16 protein-coding genes are annotated in these 17,262 nt (G+C 58.7%); 10 read left to right on the plus strand and 6 right to left on the minus strand.

Features of this window, described 5'->3' with window-relative positions:
- Nucleotides 1-97: 97 nt before the first annotated feature.
- From dapE to map, 6 genes are all read right to left on the minus strand, one after another.
- A complete protein-coding gene (dapE, locus tag HUJ17_RS09960) occupies nt 98-1,225 on the minus strand; it encodes a succinyl-diaminopimelate desuccinylase (RefSeq protein WP_272962858.1) in 1,128 nt (375 codons plus the stop codon).
- Nucleotides 1,226-1,379: 154 nt separating this feature from the next.
- On the minus strand, nt 1,380-2,414 hold the full coding sequence (gene dapD / locus HUJ17_RS09965; protein WP_290510551.1) for a 2,3,4,5-tetrahydropyridine-2,6-dicarboxylate N-succinyltransferase: 1,035 nt from the start codon (nt 2,412-2,414) through the stop codon (nt 1,380-1,382).
- Between the two features lie 43 nt (nt 2,415-2,457).
- Nucleotides 2,458-2,805, minus strand: coding sequence for an ArsC family reductase (locus HUJ17_RS09970; RefSeq protein WP_272962860.1), 348 nt, complete (start codon nt 2,803-2,805; stop codon nt 2,458-2,460).
- A gap of 178 nt (nt 2,806-2,983) precedes the next feature.
- On the minus strand, nt 2,984-4,165 hold the full coding sequence (gene dapC, locus HUJ17_RS09975) for a succinyldiaminopimelate transaminase (RefSeq protein ID WP_290510552.1): 1,182 nt from the start codon (nt 4,163-4,165) through the stop codon (nt 2,984-2,986).
- Between the two features lie 4 nt (nt 4,166-4,169).
- Entirely contained in the window at nt 4,170-6,842 is a 2,673-nt protein-coding gene (locus HUJ17_RS09980) for a [protein-PII] uridylyltransferase (protein ID WP_290510553.1), read from the minus strand.
- A 76-nt stretch (nt 6,843-6,918) separates the two neighbouring features.
- On the minus strand, nt 6,919-7,713 hold the full coding sequence (gene map, locus HUJ17_RS09985) for a type I methionyl aminopeptidase (RefSeq protein WP_272962863.1): 795 nt from the start codon (nt 7,711-7,713) through the stop codon (nt 6,919-6,921).
- 296 nt (nt 7,714-8,009) lie between these two features.
- Here map and rpsB point away from each other — a divergent pair, with 296 nt between their 5' ends.
- From rpsB to bamA, 10 genes are all read left to right on the plus strand, one after another.
- Nucleotides 8,010-8,768 (plus strand): 30S ribosomal protein S2, encoded by a 759-nt coding sequence (gene rpsB / locus HUJ17_RS09990; protein ID WP_062817763.1) that lies wholly within the window; start codon nt 8,010-8,012, stop codon nt 8,766-8,768.
- Between the two features lie 65 nt (nt 8,769-8,833).
- Nucleotides 8,834-9,712 carry a translation elongation factor Ts gene (gene tsf, locus HUJ17_RS09995; RefSeq protein WP_290510554.1) on the plus strand — a complete coding sequence of 293 codons (879 nt, stop codon included), beginning with the start codon at nt 8,834-8,836 and terminating at the stop codon, nt 9,710-9,712.
- Nucleotides 9,713-9,727: 15 nt separating this feature from the next.
- The gene (locus HUJ17_RS10000) at nt 9,728-9,895 is read left to right on the plus strand and encodes a hypothetical protein (protein ID WP_290510555.1); all 168 of its coding nucleotides are present in this window, start codon (nt 9,728-9,730) and stop codon (nt 9,893-9,895) included.
- Between the two features lie 72 nt (nt 9,896-9,967).
- On the plus strand, nt 9,968-10,702 hold the full coding sequence (pyrH, locus tag HUJ17_RS10005; protein ID WP_062817765.1) for a UMP kinase: 735 nt from the start codon (nt 9,968-9,970) through the stop codon (nt 10,700-10,702).
- Between the two features lie 122 nt (nt 10,703-10,824).
- Entirely contained in the window at nt 10,825-11,382 is a 558-nt protein-coding gene (frr, locus tag HUJ17_RS10010; protein ID WP_290510556.1) for a ribosome recycling factor, read from the plus strand.
- Between the two features lie 95 nt (nt 11,383-11,477).
- On the plus strand, nt 11,478-12,257 hold the full coding sequence (gene uppS / locus HUJ17_RS10015) for a polyprenyl diphosphate synthase (protein WP_290510557.1): 780 nt from the start codon (nt 11,478-11,480) through the stop codon (nt 12,255-12,257).
- Nucleotides 12,258-12,259: 2 nt separating this feature from the next.
- The gene (locus HUJ17_RS10020) at nt 12,260-13,084 is read left to right on the plus strand and encodes a phosphatidate cytidylyltransferase (RefSeq protein WP_290510558.1); all 825 of its coding nucleotides are present in this window, start codon (nt 12,260-12,262) and stop codon (nt 13,082-13,084) included.
- Nucleotides 13,081-14,265, plus strand: coding sequence for a 1-deoxy-D-xylulose-5-phosphate reductoisomerase (gene ispC / locus HUJ17_RS10025; protein WP_290510559.1), 1,185 nt, complete (start codon nt 13,081-13,083; stop codon nt 14,263-14,265). The genes HUJ17_RS10020 and ispC overlap by 4 nt, the downstream gene beginning before the upstream one ends.
- Complete coding sequence (gene rseP, locus HUJ17_RS10030) at nt 14,259-15,566, plus strand: RIP metalloprotease RseP (protein WP_290510560.1); 1,308 nt, start codon at nt 14,259-14,261, stop codon at nt 15,564-15,566. Before ispC ends, rseP begins: the two co-directional genes overlap by 7 nt.
- A partial coding sequence (gene bamA / locus HUJ17_RS10035) for an outer membrane protein assembly factor BamA (RefSeq protein ID WP_290510561.1) occupies nt 15,563-17,262 on the plus strand: 1,700 nt, incomplete at its 3' end. The genes rseP and bamA, both read left to right, overlap by 4 nt.

Consider the following 17,262-nt stretch of genomic DNA (forward strand, 5'->3'; position numbering starts at 1 on the left):
GGTTCGCACCTCGAGCGGTGCTCCTACAGGTGCCATAAGTAGAGGTCGGATTTAGCCTGTTTCCGCGCTACGGACACCCTCGGCAACGAGTACCGATTCACTGCATCAGCTTTTCGAGCAGGCGGGTGTAGATGCGGGTCAGTGTATCCAGCTCGCTGATGCTGGTGTGCTCGTCTACCTTGTGGATGGTGGCATTGGTGGGGCCCAGCTCCACTACCTGGCTGCCGGTGGGGGCGATAAAGCGCCCGTCACTGGTACCGCCGGCGGTGGACAGTTCCGTGTCGAGGCCGGTGACATCAAGGATGGCAGTAACGGCAGCGTCCACCAGGGCGCCGCGATCGGTGAGGAACGGCTGACCGGACAGGGTCCACTGCAGGTCGTAATCCAGGCCATGTTTGTCCAGGATAGCCTCGGTACGCTCGCGCAGCAGGGCATCGGTCAGTTCTGTGGAGAAACGGAAATTGAAGATCACTTCGCAGGTGCCGGGGATCACATTGGTGGCCCCGGTGCCGGCGTTGATGTTGGAAATCTGGAAACTGGTGGCCGGGAAGAAATCGTTTCCTTGATCCCATTCGGTGCTGGCCAGCTCGGCCAGGGCTGGTGCCGCATCGTGGACCGGGTTGCGGGCCAGGTGCGGGTAGGCAACGTGCCCCTGAATGCCTTTTACGGTCAGGCGTGCGCCGAGGGAGCCACGGCGACCATTCTTGATCACATCGCCCACGGTATTGGTGGAGGAGGGTTCGCCCACCAGGCAATAGTCGATGTGTTCATTGCGGGCCTGCAGATGCTCGACCACTTTGACGGTGCCGTTCACTGACGGGCCTTCTTCATCGGCAGTGATCAACAGCGCCAGGCTGCCGTTGTGGTCCGGATGCGCTGCCACAAAATCCTCAATGGCCACCATGATGGCGGCGATGGAGCCTTTCATGTCCGCGGTGCCACGCCCATAGAGCAGGTCACCTTCCTCGGTGGGCGTGAAAGGATCGTACTTCCATGCCGACACATCCCCGGTGGGGACCACGTCAGTGTGGCCGGCAAAGGCAAACACCGGCCCTTGGGTGCCACGCCGCGCCCACAGGTTTCGCACTTCCTCGAACCACAGGGTTTCGCACTGAAAACCAAGCGCTTCCAGTTTTTCGATCATCCAGTCCTGGCAGCCTTCGTCCTCGGGGGTAACGGAGGCGCGGCGGATGAGTTCTTTGGTGTAGTCGAGGGTGCGGGACATGGGTATTCCAGTATCGGTGATTCAAAGCCGCTGTAGGAGCACCTCTCGAGGTGCGAACCGGTCAGGGAAAATCCCGGTGGCTGGTTCGCACCTCGAGAGGTGCTCCTACAGAGATTACGCGGACACGCGGGTGTGAAGCATGCCGCTTGTTGCGTTAATTATGTTTATGCAGCTCTTCGTTCAGGGCAATGGCGCTCTTGTTGGTAAGGCACTGCACTGCACCGTTCGTGGTGTTGCGGCGGAACAGCAGGTCGGGCTGGCCGGCCAGATCGCGGGCCTTGACGGTGTCCACGATCTCGCCCTTGTCGTCCAGTAGCTGCACCTTGGAGCCGGAGGTGATGTACAGGCCGGCTTCGATGGTGCAGCGGTCGCCCAGAGGAATGCCGGTGCCGGCGTTGGCGCCCAGCAGGCAGCCTTCGCCCAGGGAAATGATGATGTTGCCGCCGCCGGACAGGGTGCCCATGGTAGAGGCGCCACCGCCGATATCGGAGCCCTTGCCGACGAAAACGCCGGCAGAGATACGGCCTTCGATCATGCCCGGGCCTTCGGTGCCGGCGTTAAAATTGATAAAGCCTTCATGCATGATGGTGGTGCCTTCGCCCACGTAGGCGCCCAGACGGACCCGCGCGGTGTCGGCAATACGTACGCCCTTGGGCACTACGTAGTCGGTCATCTTGGGAAACTTGTCCACGCTGTTCACTTCCAGCACCTTGCCGTTAAGGCGAGCCATCAGCTGACGCTCAGGCAGTTCGTCCAGGTCCACGGCCCCTTCGTTGGTCCATGCCACATTGGGCAGCAGCGGGAACATACCGGACAGGTTAATACCGTGTGGCTTTGCCAAACGATGAGAAATCAGCTGCAGCTTCAGGTAGGCCTCGGGGGTGGACGCCGGCTCTGCATCGGTTTCCAGAACAGTGAGAACCACGGGGCGATCCGACTCCTGGAAGGCAACGGCATAGCTGGCTTCGTGCTCGAAGCCGGCTTCGCGCCATTCGCGGGCAATGTGCTGTACCTGACGGTGGGTCAGTTCGATGGCGGCATTACCACCTTCGTAACCGAGTTCTTCGCGAATGACTTCGACCAGTTTGTCATCCGGGTTGAGAGCTGGATCCGGATAAAACACTTCCAGCCAGTTGTCGTTGCGGTTCTTGGTGCCGCAGCCCAGGGCGATGGCGAAAAAGTTGCTCATGGTGTCCTCTCTTATGCGTCGGACGTCAGGCGCCTGACGTTTCTTAATTCAAAGTGTCTTTCCACTCGTCGGCCTTGAAACCGGCGAGGATGAAATTGTCGTTTTGCAGAATCGGGCGTTTGATGATGGACGGGTTATCGGTTGCCACGGTAATCGCCTTTTCTGTGTTCATGGATTCCTTGACAGCATCATCCAGCTTTTTCCAGGTGGTACCGCGTTTGTTGATCACGGTTTCCCAGCCCAGTGCTTCCAGCCACTGGCGGAGACGTTGCTCGGGCACGCCTTCCTTCTTGTAGTCATGGAAGTGATAGTCGATGCCGTTTTCATCCAGCCAGTTCATGGCTTTCTTCATGGTATCGCAGTTCTTGATACCGAAGATGGTCAATTCCATGTGTTTTCCTCTTCGAGATACTAGCTTCAAGCTGCAAGCCTCAACGCGGGATATGTCGCAGAGCCCTTCAACTTTATCGCCGCGCTTGATTTCTGCATTTATGCGCGGGCAGGGTGTGTCAGGTTGAGTTAATCCTGATCCGTGTTGCAGCTTGAAGCTTGTGGCTTGTAGCTGCCTTTTACAGCGTATCCAGTAACGCCTTGATGCGTTTCGCCCCTTCTACACACTCTTCCAGCGGAGCCACCAGCGCCATTCTTACCCGGTTCTTGCCCGGGTTTTTGCCATTCACTGTGCGTGACAGGTAGCGGCCGGGCAGTACGGTGACATTCTGCTCCGCTTGCAGGCGCCGGGCGAATTCCTCATCGGAAATCGGTGTTTTAGGCCACAGGTAGAAGCCCGCAGCCGGGGCGGATACCTTAAGAGGGCCGCCGAGAATGTCCAGTACCGCGTCGAACTTTTCCCGATAAAGGGCCCGGTTTTTTTCCACATGGCTTTCATCATTCCAGGCTGCGATGCTGGCCAGCTGATGATGAATAGGCATGGCGCAGCCGTGGTAGGTGCGGTAGCGCAGGAAACCCTTGAGGATTTCGCTGTCACCGGCCACAAAGCCGGAGCGCAGCCCCGGCAGGTTGGAGCGCTTGGACAGGGAGTGGAAGACCACGCAGCGGCGATAGTCATCCCGGCCCAGTTCCGCACAGGCCTGCAGCAGGCCGGCGGGGGGCTTGTCCCGGTAGATTTCCGAATAACACTCGTCCGAGGCGATGACGAAATCATACTTGTCGGCCAGCTGTATCAGGGCCTTGAGCTGGGCCTTGGTAAGCGTGGCGCCAGTGGGGTTACCGGGAGTGCAGATAAACAGCAGCTGGGTACGAATCCAGGTGTCTTCGCTGACCGCGTCGAAATCCGGCTGCAGGCCAGTGTCGTCTGTGCAGGGCAGGTACATCGGCTCACCACCGGCGAGCAAGGTGGCGCCTTCATAAATCTGGTAGAACGGGTTGGGCATCAGTACCAGTGGTTGACGCTGACGGTCAATGACGGCCTGGGTAAAGGCAAACAGGGCCTCCCGGGTGCCGTTCACCGGCAGTACCTGGCTGCTGGCATCCACGCTGTTGAGGTGGAAGCGGCGCTTGAGCCAGGTGGCTATGGCGTCACTCAGTTCCGTAATGCCGGCGGTGGTCGGGTAGCGCGACAGCAGGGCTGAGTTGTCGCGCAGCACCTGTTGCACAAAGTCCGGCGAGGCGTGCTTGGGTTCGCCAATGGACAGGGCAATGGGCGACTTGTCCGAGGCGGGCAAATCCTTGAACAGGAGTTTCAGTTTTTCAAACGGGTAAGGGTGCAACCGTTCCAGATCTGGGTTCATAGGGTCAGGAGTTTCCGTTGTTCTTGTCGTCGAGCTCTTTGATGAGAGTTTCCTGCAGCTCCTGACACAGGGCCGGGTCGGAAACCGGGTCACCATCGAGATCGGTAATGAAGAAGACGTCTTCCACGCGCTCGCCGAGGGTGGCAATGCGGGCATTCTGCACCAGCAACTCGAAGCGCATGAAGATGCGGCCGATATGGGCGAGCAGGCCGGGGCGATCCAGGGTCTGGATATCCACGGCGGTGCGGTCGTTGACGATATCGTTGCTGATCAATACCTGGGTGGGCACATCGAAATGTTTGTGTCGACGCGGCATGCGCCGGCTCACCGTGGAGGAGAAGCGTTCCGGATGCTTCAGGGTCTCGGTGAGCGTCTTGCGAATCTGTTCGATGCGCGGCCAGTCCTCGCCAATGGGGGTGCCGTGCTCGTCCAATACGATATAGGTATCCAGGCTGAAGCCGTCGGCACTGGTAATGATGCGCGCGTCCATGATGGTCAGGCCCAGGGTATCCAGGGCGTTCACCGTCGCGCTGAACAGGTTGCGGGTGTCCGGGGTGTAGATAAAGATCTGCGAGCCGCCGGCCAGTACGCTCTGGCTGGATTCGCGGATCAGCACCAGCGGGTCTTCCGGCTCATCCCGGTCCAGCAGCGCTTCAGTATGCCAGGAAATATCCCGGGGCGTTTCGCGCAGAAAGTATTCGTCACCGATGTTCGCCCACAGGGATTCGATGGCTTTGGGGTCGTGATCCCGCTCGGTGAGCATTTTCATTGCCGCATCGCGGGTTTCGTCGATCCAGTCCTGTTTTTCCACCGGGTTGTTGAGGCCCCGGCGCAGGGCACGCTTGGTCTCGGTGTAGAGCTGACGGAGCAGGGAGGCGCGCCAGGAGTTCCACAGGGTGGGGTTGGTGGCGTTGATGTCGGCCACGGTCAGCACGTAGAGATAATCCAGGTGCACCAGGTCGCCAACCTTGCGGGCAAATTCGTAGACTACGTCCGGGTCGGAGATGTCCTTGCGCTGTGCGGTCACGCTCATGGTGAGATGATTTCTCACCAGCCAGGCCACCAGCTTGCCGTCCCAGGCGGTTAGCCCGTGGCGCTGGCAGAAGGCAATGGCATCTTCTGCGCCCAGCTCGGAATGGTCGCCGCCACGGCCCTTGGCAATATCGTGGTACAGGCCGGCGGCGTAGAGCAGTTCCGGTTTGGGCAGGCGGTAGAACACCTCGCTGGCCAGCGGGAATTCTTCGCGCAGGTCTTCATAGCGCAGCCGGCGCATGTTCTTGATCACCAGCAGGGTATGGGCATCCACGGTGTAGATGTGGAACAGGTCGTATTGCATCATGCCGATGATGCCGCCGAACTCCGGCAGGTATTTGCCGAGGATGCCGTAGCGTTTCATGCGTCGCAGTTGCGAGAACAGGGCATGGGGGCTGCGCAGCAACTGCATGAACAGGCCGGTATTTTCCGGATCATTGCGGAAGGCGTCGTTGATCTGTCGGCGGTTGTAAATCAGTGCTCGCACCGTGGAGGCGCGTATGCCTTTCAGTTCCGGGTTCTGGGCCATCAGCACGAAGGCTTCCAGCAGGGCGCTTGGGTGCTTCTCGAAGACTTGCGGGCTGGTTACTTCCAGGTAGTCGTTGCGCACCTGGAAGCGCCGATTCAGTGGCCGTACCTGGTCCGGCTTTTCGTTGTGCAGGATCACCTCATCGAACAGCTGCAGCAGCATTTCATTGAGCACCGACAGGGCCAGCGCCACCCGATAGAAGCCTTTCATGAAATGCTCTACCGCCAGGTTGGCGTCGGAATCCTCGTGGCCCAGACGGGTGGCGAGCTGGCGCTGATGATCAAATAGCAGCCGGTTTTCGTTGCGCTCGGTATGCACGTGTAATTGCCAGCGTACTTCCCAGAGATAATCCAGGCACTTGCGCAGCACGCCATATTCTTCAGCGGTGAGAAAGCCCACATCTACCAGGGCTTCCAGGCTGTCGGCATTGAAGTGGCGTTTGGCCACCCAGGCGATCATCTGCACATCACGCAGGCCGCCGGGGGCATTTTTCAGATCCGGTTCAAGATTGTATTCGGTGTCATTGAAGCGCTTGTGCCGGGCTACCTGTTCCTGCCACTTGGCGGCGAAGAAGGCGGCGGAGTCCCACATGTGCTCGGGGCCGGTGCGCTCTTCCAGCTGAAGGCGAAGGGTGTCGCTGCCACCCAGGGTGCGCGCTTCCATAATATTGGTGGCAACGGTGATGTCTTCCCGGGCCAGATCCACGCATTCATCCAGAGTGCGCACTGCATGGCCGATTTCCAGGCCCATATCCCACAGGAACGCGACGAAACGCTCCAGGCAGTCGCGCAGGGTCTGATCCGGACTGTCGGCCATCAACACCAGCACGTCCACATCAGAACAGGGGTGAAGCTCGGCCCGGCCATAGCCGCCCACGGCCACCAGTGCCACGCCATCCCGGTCGGCGAGTCCGAACAGGGACCAAGCGGCAATCATCACCTGGTCCACCAGATCGGCCCGGGCGCGGACCAGTTCGGTAATGTCGGTGGAGGCAAAGGCCTGGTTGAGGCGCTCCTGACCCTGCTCCAGATACTGGCGGGCATACTGGCCCGGTTGGGCGCTTTCCTGGAGGGCCTCAAACAGTTGTTCCTGGGGCAGGGCAGGGGAGAAGGTCATGAATGTCCTGTGGTGGTGTTGCGGGCATGCCAGCGACCGTAACGGTAACTGGCAGGAAACCGGTTGGCGGCCCGTGTCAGTACAAATCGGTTTCTTCGCTGCGGGCGGTTAGAACTTCGTAACCATCGGCGGTTACCGCGATGGTGTGCTCCCACTGAGCAGACAATTTGCGATCCTTGGTGACCACGGTCCAGTTGTCCGGCAGCAGCTTGTTGGCCGCCTTGCCGGCATTGATCATGGGTTCAATGGTGAACACCATGCCTTCCTGCAATTCAAGACCCGTGCCAGGCTTGCCGTAATGCACCACCTGGGGCTCTTCATGGAATCCCTCGCCGATGCCGTGGCCGCAGTACTCGCGCACCACAGAGAAGCGTTCACCTTCGGCCATTTTCTGGATGCGGTGGCCGATATCGCCCAGGCGGACGCCGGGTTTGACCATGCGGATACCGGCCATCATGCACTCGCGGGTGGTTTCCACCAGCCGGCGGGCCAGTACGGAGGGCTCTCCCACATAAAACATCTTGGACGTGTCGCCGTGCCAGCCATCCTTGATCACGGTGACATCGATATTGACGATGTCGCCGTTTTTGAGAGCTTTACGGTCATTGGGAATGCCATGGCAGACCACGTGGTTCACCGAGGTGCAAACGGATTTGGGGAACGGAATGCGGCCCGGCGCGCCGCCATAGCCCAGACAGGCGGGGATGGCATGCTGCTTGTTGACGATATGGTCGTGACAGATGCGGTCCAGTTCCTCGGTGGTGACCCCCGCCTTGACGTGCTCGCCGATCATTTCCAGGACTTCGGCGGCCAGTTTGCCCGCTTCGCGCATTTTGGCGATCTGTTCGGGGGTTTTGATGACAACATTCATGAGACTTGAGGAAACTCCAGCTATTTCAGTGGGTTGAGCGGGTATGCGTCAGCACTCTCTGTGCTGCGAATGCGCCTTTGGCGTTGCCCGGAAAGGGCGCCTGTGGTATAAAGCGCGCGCTTTCCCGCTCACTGACGGCCCTGTGGCGCCAAGTGCCGCATTGTAACCGCCGTTGGGTGGGGAAGGAAATCACACATGCCCCGTCACATAGCTCCGGGTGCTGGTATTCCTGTTTAAGGGTGCTGGTTGGGTTTATGCGGGGGCGTGGAGGCCTAACCCAAAGTGGAGTATTAACAATGTCCAGCGTAACTATGCGCGATATGCTGAAGGCCGGTGTGCACTTCGGCCACCAGACCCGTTACTGGAACCCGAAGATGAATGCATACATCTTTGGCGCCCGTAACAAGATTCACATCATCAACCTGGAAAAGACCCTGCCTCTGTTCAACGACGCCATGGCGTTCCTGAACAAGCTGGCTGCCAGCAACAACAAGATCCTGTTTGTTGGTACCAAGCGTGCAGCGCAGAAAGCGGTGAGCGAAGAAGCTCAGCGTTGCGGTATGCCCTACGTTGATCACCGTTGGTTGGGCGGCATGCTCACCAACTGGAAAACCATCCGTCAGTCCATCAAGCGGTATCGCGAGCTGGAAGCCCAGTTCCAGGACGGCACCTTTGACAAGCTGACCAAGAAAGAAGCGCTGATGCGCAAGCGTGAGATGGACAAGCTCGAGCGCTCCATCGGTGGTATCAAGGACATGGGTGGTCTGCCTGATGCCCTGTTCGTGATCGACGTGGATCACGAAGACATCGCCCTGCAGGAAGCCCGCAAGCTGGGTATTCCGGTTGTAGCGGTGGTGGACACCAACTCCAACCCGGATGGCGTGGATTACGTGATCCCGGGTAACGACGACGCCATCCGTGCTATTCAGCTGTACGTGAAAGCGGCGGCCGACACCATTCTGGAAGGCAAGCAGTACGCCCAGAACCAGACCGGTGGCGAAAGCGAATTCGTCGAGGTAGCCGACGAGGCCGAAGGCGAGAAAGCCGAAGGTTGATCCGTCGAGGCAGGCCATCGCGGCCTGCCTGTCTTACCGAAATTTACCAAATTGAGAGGATAATCATGGCTGCTGTAACTGCTGCAATGGTTAAGGAGCTTCGCGAGCGTACCGGTCTTGGCATGATGGAGTGCAAGAAGGCGCTGGTGGAAGCGGATGGCGATATCGAAAAAGCCATTGACGACATGCGTAAGTCCGGTCAGGCCAAAGCGGCCAAGAAAGCCGGTCGTACTGCCGCGGAAGGCGGTGTTGTGGTTGCGACCAACGACGCCAACACCGTGGCTGTAATGGTAGAGATCAACTCCGAAACCGATTTCGTGGCCCGTGATGACAACTTCCTGGGTTTCTGCGACAAAGTGGCTGGCGCTGCTCTGGCCGCTGGCGAAACCGACGCTGCCAAAATCGGCGAGCTGAAGCTGGAAGATGGTTCCACCGTTGAAGAAGCCCGTCAGGCGCTGGTTCAGAAGATCGGTGAGAACATCCAGATTCGTCGTGCTGCCAAGCTGGAAGCGGAAGGTGCCATTGGTGCCTACGTTCACGGCGGCCGTATCGGTGTGCTGGTAGCCCTGAACGGTGGCGACGCCGAGCTGGGTAAAGATGTGGCTATGCACGTGGCTGCGGTTAACCCGATGGTTATCAGTGGTGATCAGGTTCCGGTGGAAACGCTGGAAAAAGAGAAAGAGATCATCCGCGCCCAGCCGGATATGGAAGGCAAGCCGGCCGAGATCGTCGAGAAGATGCTCGGTGGCCGTATCAACAAGTTCCTGAAAGAAGTGAGCTTGCTGGACCAGCCTTTCGTGAAGGATCCTAATACTTCCGTAGGCGCCCTGGTGAAGGGTGCTGGCGCCGAGATCGTCGCTTTCGAGCGTCTGGTGGTGGGCGAAGGTATTGAGAAAGAAGAAGTCGATTTCGCTGCCGAGGTAGAAGCTGCGGCCAAAGGCTGAGGCTGGCATCGATCGATGAGTAAAGAACGCCTTGCTGGCGAGATCAGCAGGGCGTTTTTTTCGCCTGTTGACTGGCTGTTACAGGCGATTCAAGCAAAAGCGCTTGCAACCATCGCGCGGGGCGGTACTGTGCTAGCAGACCATATGCCGACGCTGGATGGGCGCAGCGTAAAGACCGGCTGAGGCCGGTAACACAGCAAGATGATGGCGGGTATTCATGGGTGGCGCTTTCTTATGAGTGGTGGAGAACAAGACATGCCGACGAACAAGGAGCGCTCGCCGCGCTATAACCGTATTCTGCTCAAGCTGAGCGGTGAAGCGCTGGCGGGTGACGAAGGCTTCGGAATTGACCCCAAGGTTCTGGATGCGATTTCCCTGGAAATCGGTCAGCTCGTCGGTATCGGGGTCCAGGTGGGCCTGGTAGTAGGTGGTGGTAACCTGTTCCGCGGTGCAGCCTTGCAAAGCGCTGGTCTGGACCGGGTGGCGGGCGATCATATGGGTATGCTGGCTACGGTAATGAACGGGCTGGCCCTGCGCGATGCGCTGGAGAGATCCAATATCCGCACCCGTCTGATGTCGGCCATCCCCATGAGCGGGGTGGTGGAGCATTATGACCACCGCAATGCCAATCGCCATCTCAAGAATGGTGAGGTGGTGATTTTCTGTGCCGGTACCGGCAATCCTTTCTTTACCACTGATTCCGCTGCCTGCCTTCGCGGTATCGAGATCAGTGCTGATGTGGTACTAAAAGCCACCAAGGTGGATGGGGTCTATAATGATGACCCGCAGAAGAACCCGGCCGCGGTCAAATACGACACCTTGACCTACGACGAGGTGCTGGATAAAAAACTCGGGGTTATGGATCTCACGGCCATCTGTCTGTGCCGTGATCACTCCATGCCTCTGCGCGTGTTTGATATGAACAAGAAGGGCGCGCTGCTCAACCTGATGCTGGGTGGTAGCGAAGGCACCCTGGTGGAAGCCGGGTAATCCCCGGGCAGCCATTGTCATGAAGTTTTGTGTTGTCCGCTTTGCGGGCGTTGCATAACAAGGGTCTGGTTGGCATCTCGAGGCTTGCCAGGCCCTGCTGAAAAGAAAGGCGAGGAATAACGGTGATTGACGATATTCGCAAAGATGCGGAATCCCGCATGAAGAAAAGTCTGGCTGCGCTGGATACTGCGCTGAAGCGCGTGCGTACCGGACGTGCACATCCCAGTCTGCTGGACAACATCACGGTGGATTACTATGGAGCGGAGACCCCGCTGCAGCAGCTTGGTAATATCTCCGTGGAAGAGGGGCGTACACTGACTATCTCTCCCTTTGACAAGAGTCTTATTCCGCAGATTGAGCGGGCTATCATGACCTCTGATCTGGGCCTGAACCCCTCTACCTCTGGCAGCCTGATCCGGCTGCCGTTGCCACCGCTGACCGAAGAAACCCGTCGGGATCTGGTCAAGGTTGTACGGGCTGAAGCCGAGCAGGCGCGGGTATCCGTGCGTAGTGTTCGCCGGGACGCCAACAGCGACCTGAAGGAGCTTCTCAAGGAAAAGGAAATTTCCGAGGATGAAGAGCGTCGCGGCGAAGAATTGATCCAGCAACTCACCGACAAGATGGTGGTGGAAGTGGACCGCGTGCTGAAAGAGAAAGAAGAGGAGTTGATGACGGTTTAATAAAACCGGTCATCGTTCACGGATGCGGGCTTGTGACCTGAAGCCAAGGATTCAGGTGTACGTCAGCCCGCTTTTTGTTATTTGGCGGATGCAGTATGGCCAGTGAAAACATCCACTCCAGCGCCCCGGACATCGACTCCCACCAGGGTGAACTTCCCCGGCATGTGGCCATCATCATGGATGGCAACAACCGCTGGGCCCGCAAGCAGGGGCTGCCCGGGGAAGAAGGCCACCGTGCCGGTGAGGCCACCGTGCAGACCATTATCCGCAGTGCCGCAGAACGGGGTATCGAAGCGCTGACCCTGTTTGCCTTCAGCTCGGAGAACTGGCGTCGCCCGCAGGCGGAAGTGGATCACCTGATGGCGCTTTTCCTCAAGGCCCTGGGCGGCCGTGTGGAGGAGCTGCATGGTCACGGTGTGCGCATCCGTTTTATCGGTGATCGCAGCGCCTTTGCTGAGGACCTGCAAGAAGGCATGGCAGAGGCCGAGTCGCTGACCGCGGATAACCCGCGCATGACGGTGATCATCGCGGTGAACTATGGTGGCCAGTGGGATATTGCCCAGGCGGCCCGTCAGCTGGCTATCCAGGTGGAGCAGGGCCGTATCACGCCTGATCAGATCACACCCGAAGCCCTGGGGCAGCAGGTGGCCATGGCTGATCTGCCTCTGCCCGACCTGCTGATTCGCACTGGCGGAGACCAGCGCATCAGCAATTTTCTGCTGTGGCAACTGGCCTACAGCGAACTGTTTTTTTCCCCGCTTTTATGGCCTGATTTTAATGCGGACGCCTTTGCTGCCGCCTTGCAGGACTATGCCGGCCGCCAGCGACGTTTTGGACGTTCTGGCGAAGAAGTGGCCGGGTTGAAAGGAGAATAAGAATGCTGAAACTGCGCGTGATTACCGCGCTGATCCTGCTGCCCATTGTGCTGGGCGCTGTATTCGGGCTGGATCGCTTGCCGTTTGCTCTGGTTGCTGGCGTATTTTTTGTGCTGGCAGGCTGGGAGTGGGCGGCCATGATGGGCAAGGTGTCCGCTGCGGTGCGAAGCGCCTGGGTGATTGGCCTGGGTGTGGTGATGGCACTGGCGGAGATCTACCGCCCGGCCTGGCTGCTCAACGCCATTCCCGTCTGGTGGTTGCTGGCCCTGGTGCTGGTGATCGGCTACCCGGGCAACGCCCGCGCCTGGTATCGCCCGGCGCTGATGGGCCTGGTAGGTCTGTTGCTGCTGGTGCCTTCCTGGGCCGCAATTGTGCAGCTTCAAGATGTGGGGGCACTGGGGCTGGCTGGCCCTTGGGCGCTGATGTTCATACTGCTCTGGGTATGGGCAGCGGATACCGGCGCCTATTTTGCCGGCCGTGCCTTCGGTAAACACAAGTTGGCGCCGCTGGTCAGTCCCGGCAAGACCATTGAAGGTCTGGCCGGCGGTGTGGCGCTGGCGCTGGCCGTGGTGGCCGGCGTCTATGCGGCTGGGCTGCTGGAGGCCAACTTGCTTCCGCTGATGATCGTGGCCCTGTTGACGGTATTGGCGTCGGCACTGGGTGATCTGTTCGAGAGCATGGTCAAGCGTGAGCGAGGCTTCAAGGACAGTGGCACCATCCTGCCCGGCCACGGTGGCATGCTGGATCGTATCGACAGTGTCACCGCCGCCATGCCCATCGCCCTGGCCGGTTTCAACTGGTTTTCCCTGCCGGGAGGCAGTCTGTGACACCCACTGCCAGACAGCGTCTGACAATTCTCGGAGCCACCGGCAGCATTGGCCAGCAGACCCTGGATGTGGTGGCCCGGCACCCGCAGCGGTATGAGGTATTTGCTCTCACGGCCAGCTCCCGCTGGCAACTGATGGCGGAGCTCTGTCTGACAGTTCGGCCCCGTTTTGCGGCCATGTCAGACCCTGTTGCGGCGGCGTCCCTCAGGAACCATCTGGCCGAGGCCGGGTCTCAAGTGGAAGTATTGTCAGGCCCCGGTGCTTTGGCGGATCTTGCCGCCCATCCGGATGCGGATACCGTGGTGGCTGCTATCGTCGGAGCGGCGGGCGTCAGGCCGACTCTGGCGGCGGTAGAAAGCGGCAAGCGGGTATTGCTGGCCAACAAGGAGGCCCTGGTGGTCACCGGTTCATTGTTCATGGATGCGGTGAAGCGTCATGGGGCCACGCTGTTGCCACTGGATTCCGAGCATAACGCGATTTTTCAGTGCCTCCCCGAGGAGGGCGTCAATGCCGGCGTGGAGCGGCTGTTGCTCACTGCTTCCGGTGGCCCGTTCCGTGAATTCAGTGTTGAAGAACTCAAGGCTGTGACGCCGGAACAGGCGGTGAAACATCCCAACTGGGACATGGGCCCGAAGATCTCGGTGGATTCTGCCACCCTGATGAACAAGGGGCTGGAATTTATCGAAGCCTGCTGGCTGTTTGATGTGTCCCCGGACATGATTGATGTGGTGGTGCATCCGCAGAGCGTGGTGCATTCCATGGTGGCCTACCGGGATGGTTCGGTTTTGGCACAAATGGGTACGCCGGACATGAGGACCCCCATCGCCTGCGGGCTGTCATGGCCGGAGCGGGTGGAGTCCGGTGCAGAGCGCCTGAACTTTTCCGCCTTGGTGGGGTTGAATTTTGAGGCGCCGGATTTGCAGCGTTTCCCGTGCCTCGGTCTGGCGCGGGATGCCATGCGCGCTGGCGGAACGGCCACGGCGGTATTGAATGCGGCCAATGAAGAGGCCGTTGCCGCCTTTTTGGCTGGCAGGCTGGATTTTATGGGGATTCCCGCTGTGGTGGCACGCACTCTGGAACGCCAGGCTGCCCCCGCCTGTACGGATGTGGAATCGGTAATGGAGATTGATCGGCAGGCGCGCAGTGCTGCCTGTCAGAGTATCAAGGAGCGCGAATGCTGACGATCCTGGCCTTTGTTGTCACCATCGTCATTATTGTGGCTTTTCATGAATGGGGCCACTTCCTGGCAATGCGTGCCTTCGGCGTTCGTGTGCTGACTTTCTCTGTGGGGTTTGGCCCCAAGCTGTTCCGGTTCACGGACAAGAAAGGTACCGAATGGGTGATCAGCGGCATTCCTCTGGGGGGCTATGTTAAGCCCCTGGATGCCCGTGAAGACGAAACCGCAGCTGGGGACCTGGGTGAATTTTCCAGCAAACCTGCGTGGCAGAGAGTGGTTACCTACGCTGCCGGCCCGGTATTCAATTTTATCCTCGCCATGCTGATCTACTGGTTGTTAATGGTCAGTTTCGGGCAAAGTCGTATGCAGGCGGTCGTAGGCCCGGTGATGCCCGGGACGGTCGCGGAGCAGGCTGGGTTTGCGCCGGGAGACCGGATTGTAGAGGCTGGGGGAACGGCGGTAGAAGGCTGGCGTCCCTTTTATAACGAACTGATTCTGCACCTGGGTGAGAAAGAAAAGCTGCCGGTGACGGTGACGACGGCATCCGGTGATACCGCCGTACGCGAGCTGGATACCTCCCCCTGGTCGGCTGACCTGGAGCAGCTCCCCCTGGATGCGCTGGGCATCAGCCAGGCGGTATTGATCGGTGAAGTGGTGGCGGGCAGTGCGGCTGATCAGGCGGGTTTGCGCGCACAGGATCAGGTCGTTGCCCTCAATGGTGAGCCGGTGGCTGGCTGGCAGAGCTGGCAGGAAACCATCATGGCCTCCGCGGGCGAGACACTGGAAATCACCGTGTTGAGAGACGGTGCTCTGCGGCGTTTTGCCGTGACTCCGGAAACGGTCACGGAAGGGGAGCAGACCTTTGGCCGTATCGGTGTGGCCATGGGCGGCATCTATCAACAGCAATTCGGTCCGGGTGGCGCCATCCTGGCGGCTTCCGAACGCTTTGCGGAGCAGTGCGAGGTCGTTTGGGCCAGCCTGGTGAAACTAGTCACCGGCAAACTGTCCCTGGATAATCTGGGTGGTCCCATTACCATTGCCCAGGTAGCCGGGGAGAGCGCCTCCTACGGGATCGCCAGTTTTCTGGCATTGCTGGCTTATCTGAGTATCACTCTCGGCATTATCAATCTGTTACCGGTACCTATGCTGGACGGCGGCTGGATTTTCTTTGGAATCATTGAAATGATCCGCGGTCGCAGTTTACCGGAGCGGTTTCTTATGGCCGCACAAGGGGTAGGGCTGACGCTAGTTATCAGCTTTATGCTACTGGCCATTTACAACGACTTGGTGAAGCAGTTTTCATGAGATTTGGGGACAAACTAAACCGCCACCTGAAGGGCCTGTTGGCGGTTGCCTGCCTGTGCCTGGCACCTTGGGTAAACGCGGAATCCTTGGTGCCTTTCAAGGTGCACGATGTGCGCGTTGAAGGGCTGCAGCGCCTGCCGGTAGAGCGGGTCTATGCCGAATTGCCGATTCAGGCTGGAGACACTGTTGACCGTGATCAAATCGTGGATGCGGTACAGCGACTGTTTGCTACCGGTAACTTCGAGGATGTGCAGTTGGGTCGTGATGGCGATGACCTGGTAGTGATAGTGGCAGAACGCCCCAGCATTGCCCGTATCGAGCTATCCGGTAACAAGTCCATCGACGAGGAAAATCTGCGCAAGGGTCTGACCGAAGCCGGGCTTGCCGAAGGTGAGGTGTTCCAGCGCTCTACCTTGCAAGCCATTGCCGGTGAGCTGGAGCGTCAGTATGTGAGTCAGGGTCGTTATGGCGCCGATATCAAGACCGAGTCAGTGCCGTTGCCGCGTAACCGTGTGGCACTGAAAATCGAGATTTATGAAGGCAAGGCCGCCCGCATCCGCGATATCAATATCGTCGGCAACGATCTGTTCGATGATGAGGAACTGCTCAAGGATTTCGAACTGAACTCCACGGGATTCTGGTCGTTCATCAAGGGGGATGATAAATATTCCCGGCAAAAACTGAGCGGCGACCTGGAGCGTTTGCGTTCCTATTACCTTGATCGCGGTTACATCAACTTTTCCATCGAGTCCACCCAGGTATCGGTGACACCGGATCGCCGCAGTGTCTTTATCACCGTCAATGTGGCGGAGGGTGAACAGTACACAGTGAATGAGGTGAAACTGGCCGGGGATCTGGTGGTAGCCGAGGAGCAACTCGAGCCGCTACTGATCGTCAAAAAGGGTCAGGTGTTCAGTCAGCAGCTGGTTACCTACACCAATGATTTGCTTAAACGGCGTCTGGGTAACGAGGGTTATACCTTTGCCGAGGTCAACGGCCGCGATCACAACGCCAATGATGAAGATAACACCGTCGACGTGACCTTCTATGTGGAGCCGGGCCGCAAGGTGTATGTCCGTCGTATCAACTTCAGTGGTAACGCAAAAACCGATGACGAAGTACTTCGTCGAGAACTGCGCCAGTTTGAACAGGCGCCGGCCAACACTTCCCTGGTGGACTTGTCCCGTCAGCGCCTGCAACGGCTGGGCTACTTCAGTGTGGTGGAAGCGGATACTCCCCGGGTACCGAATTCGGAAGATCTGGTGGATGTGGAATACAAGGTGGAAGAGCAGCCCTCGGGGTCCATCGGGGCCAATGTGGGATTCTCTGATGCTTCCGGTTTTATCTTTGGTGCCAATGTAACCCAGAACAACTGGCGTGGTTCCGGGAACCGGGTGTCTTTCGCACTGAGCCGTTCGGATATCCGGGATTCCTACAGCTTTTCCCATTACAACCCGTACTACACCCTGGATGGTGTGAGCCGTGGTTTCAGCCTGTTTTATTCCAAAATTGATTTTGATGAAACCTCGGTAGCCTCCTATGCGGCGGATCGTCTGGGTGGTTCCGTGACCTTTGGTTATCCGATTTCCGAATACTCGCGACTGAGTTTCGGCGGTACCTATGAGCAAACGGATATTACGACCGGGGATTTTGTCGCCGTCGATATTTTCAACTTCCTTGAGAAGGAAGGCACTGA

It is taken from the genome of Alcanivorax sp. (assembly GCF_014762765.1).
Classification (GTDB): Bacteria; Pseudomonadota; Gammaproteobacteria; order Pseudomonadales; family Alcanivoracaceae; genus Alcanivorax.

What these genes read in the sequence shown, in the direction of transcription:
- dapE (WP_272962858.1), bottom strand. Translation starts at nt 1,225, where the DNA reads ATGTCCCGCACCCTCGACTACACCAAAGAACTCATCCGCCGCGCCTCC.
- dapD (WP_290510551.1), bottom strand. Translation starts at nt 2,414, where the DNA reads ATGAGCAACTTTTTCGCCATCGCCCTGGGCTGCGGCACCAAGAACCGC.
- HUJ17_RS09970 (WP_272962860.1), bottom strand. Translation starts at nt 2,805, where the DNA reads ATGGAATTGACCATCTTCGGTATCAAGAACTGCGATACCATGAAGAAA.
- dapC (WP_290510552.1), bottom strand. Translation starts at nt 4,165, where the DNA reads ATGAACCCAGATCTGGAACGGTTGCACCCTTACCCGTTTGAAAAACTG.
- HUJ17_RS09980 (WP_290510553.1), bottom strand. Translation starts at nt 6,842, where the DNA reads ATGACCTTCTCCCCTGCCCTGCCCCAGGAACAACTGTTTGAGGCCCTC.
- map (WP_272962863.1), bottom strand. Translation starts at nt 7,713, where the DNA reads ATGAATGTTGTCATCAAAACCCCCGAACAGATCGCCAAAATGCGCGAA.
- rpsB (WP_062817763.1), top strand. Translation starts at nt 8,010, where the DNA reads ATGTCCAGCGTAACTATGCGCGATATGCTGAAGGCCGGTGTGCACTTC.
- tsf (WP_290510554.1), top strand. Translation starts at nt 8,834, where the DNA reads ATGGCTGCTGTAACTGCTGCAATGGTTAAGGAGCTTCGCGAGCGTACC.
- HUJ17_RS10000 (WP_290510555.1), top strand. Translation starts at nt 9,728, where the DNA reads ATGAGTAAAGAACGCCTTGCTGGCGAGATCAGCAGGGCGTTTTTTTCG.
- pyrH (WP_062817765.1), top strand. Translation starts at nt 9,968, where the DNA reads ATGCCGACGAACAAGGAGCGCTCGCCGCGCTATAACCGTATTCTGCTC.
- uppS (WP_290510557.1), top strand. Translation starts at nt 11,478, where the DNA reads ATGGCCAGTGAAAACATCCACTCCAGCGCCCCGGACATCGACTCCCAC.
- HUJ17_RS10020 (WP_290510558.1), top strand. Translation starts at nt 12,260, where the DNA reads ATGCTGAAACTGCGCGTGATTACCGCGCTGATCCTGCTGCCCATTGTG.
- rseP (WP_290510560.1), top strand. Translation starts at nt 14,259, where the DNA reads ATGCTGACGATCCTGGCCTTTGTTGTCACCATCGTCATTATTGTGGCT.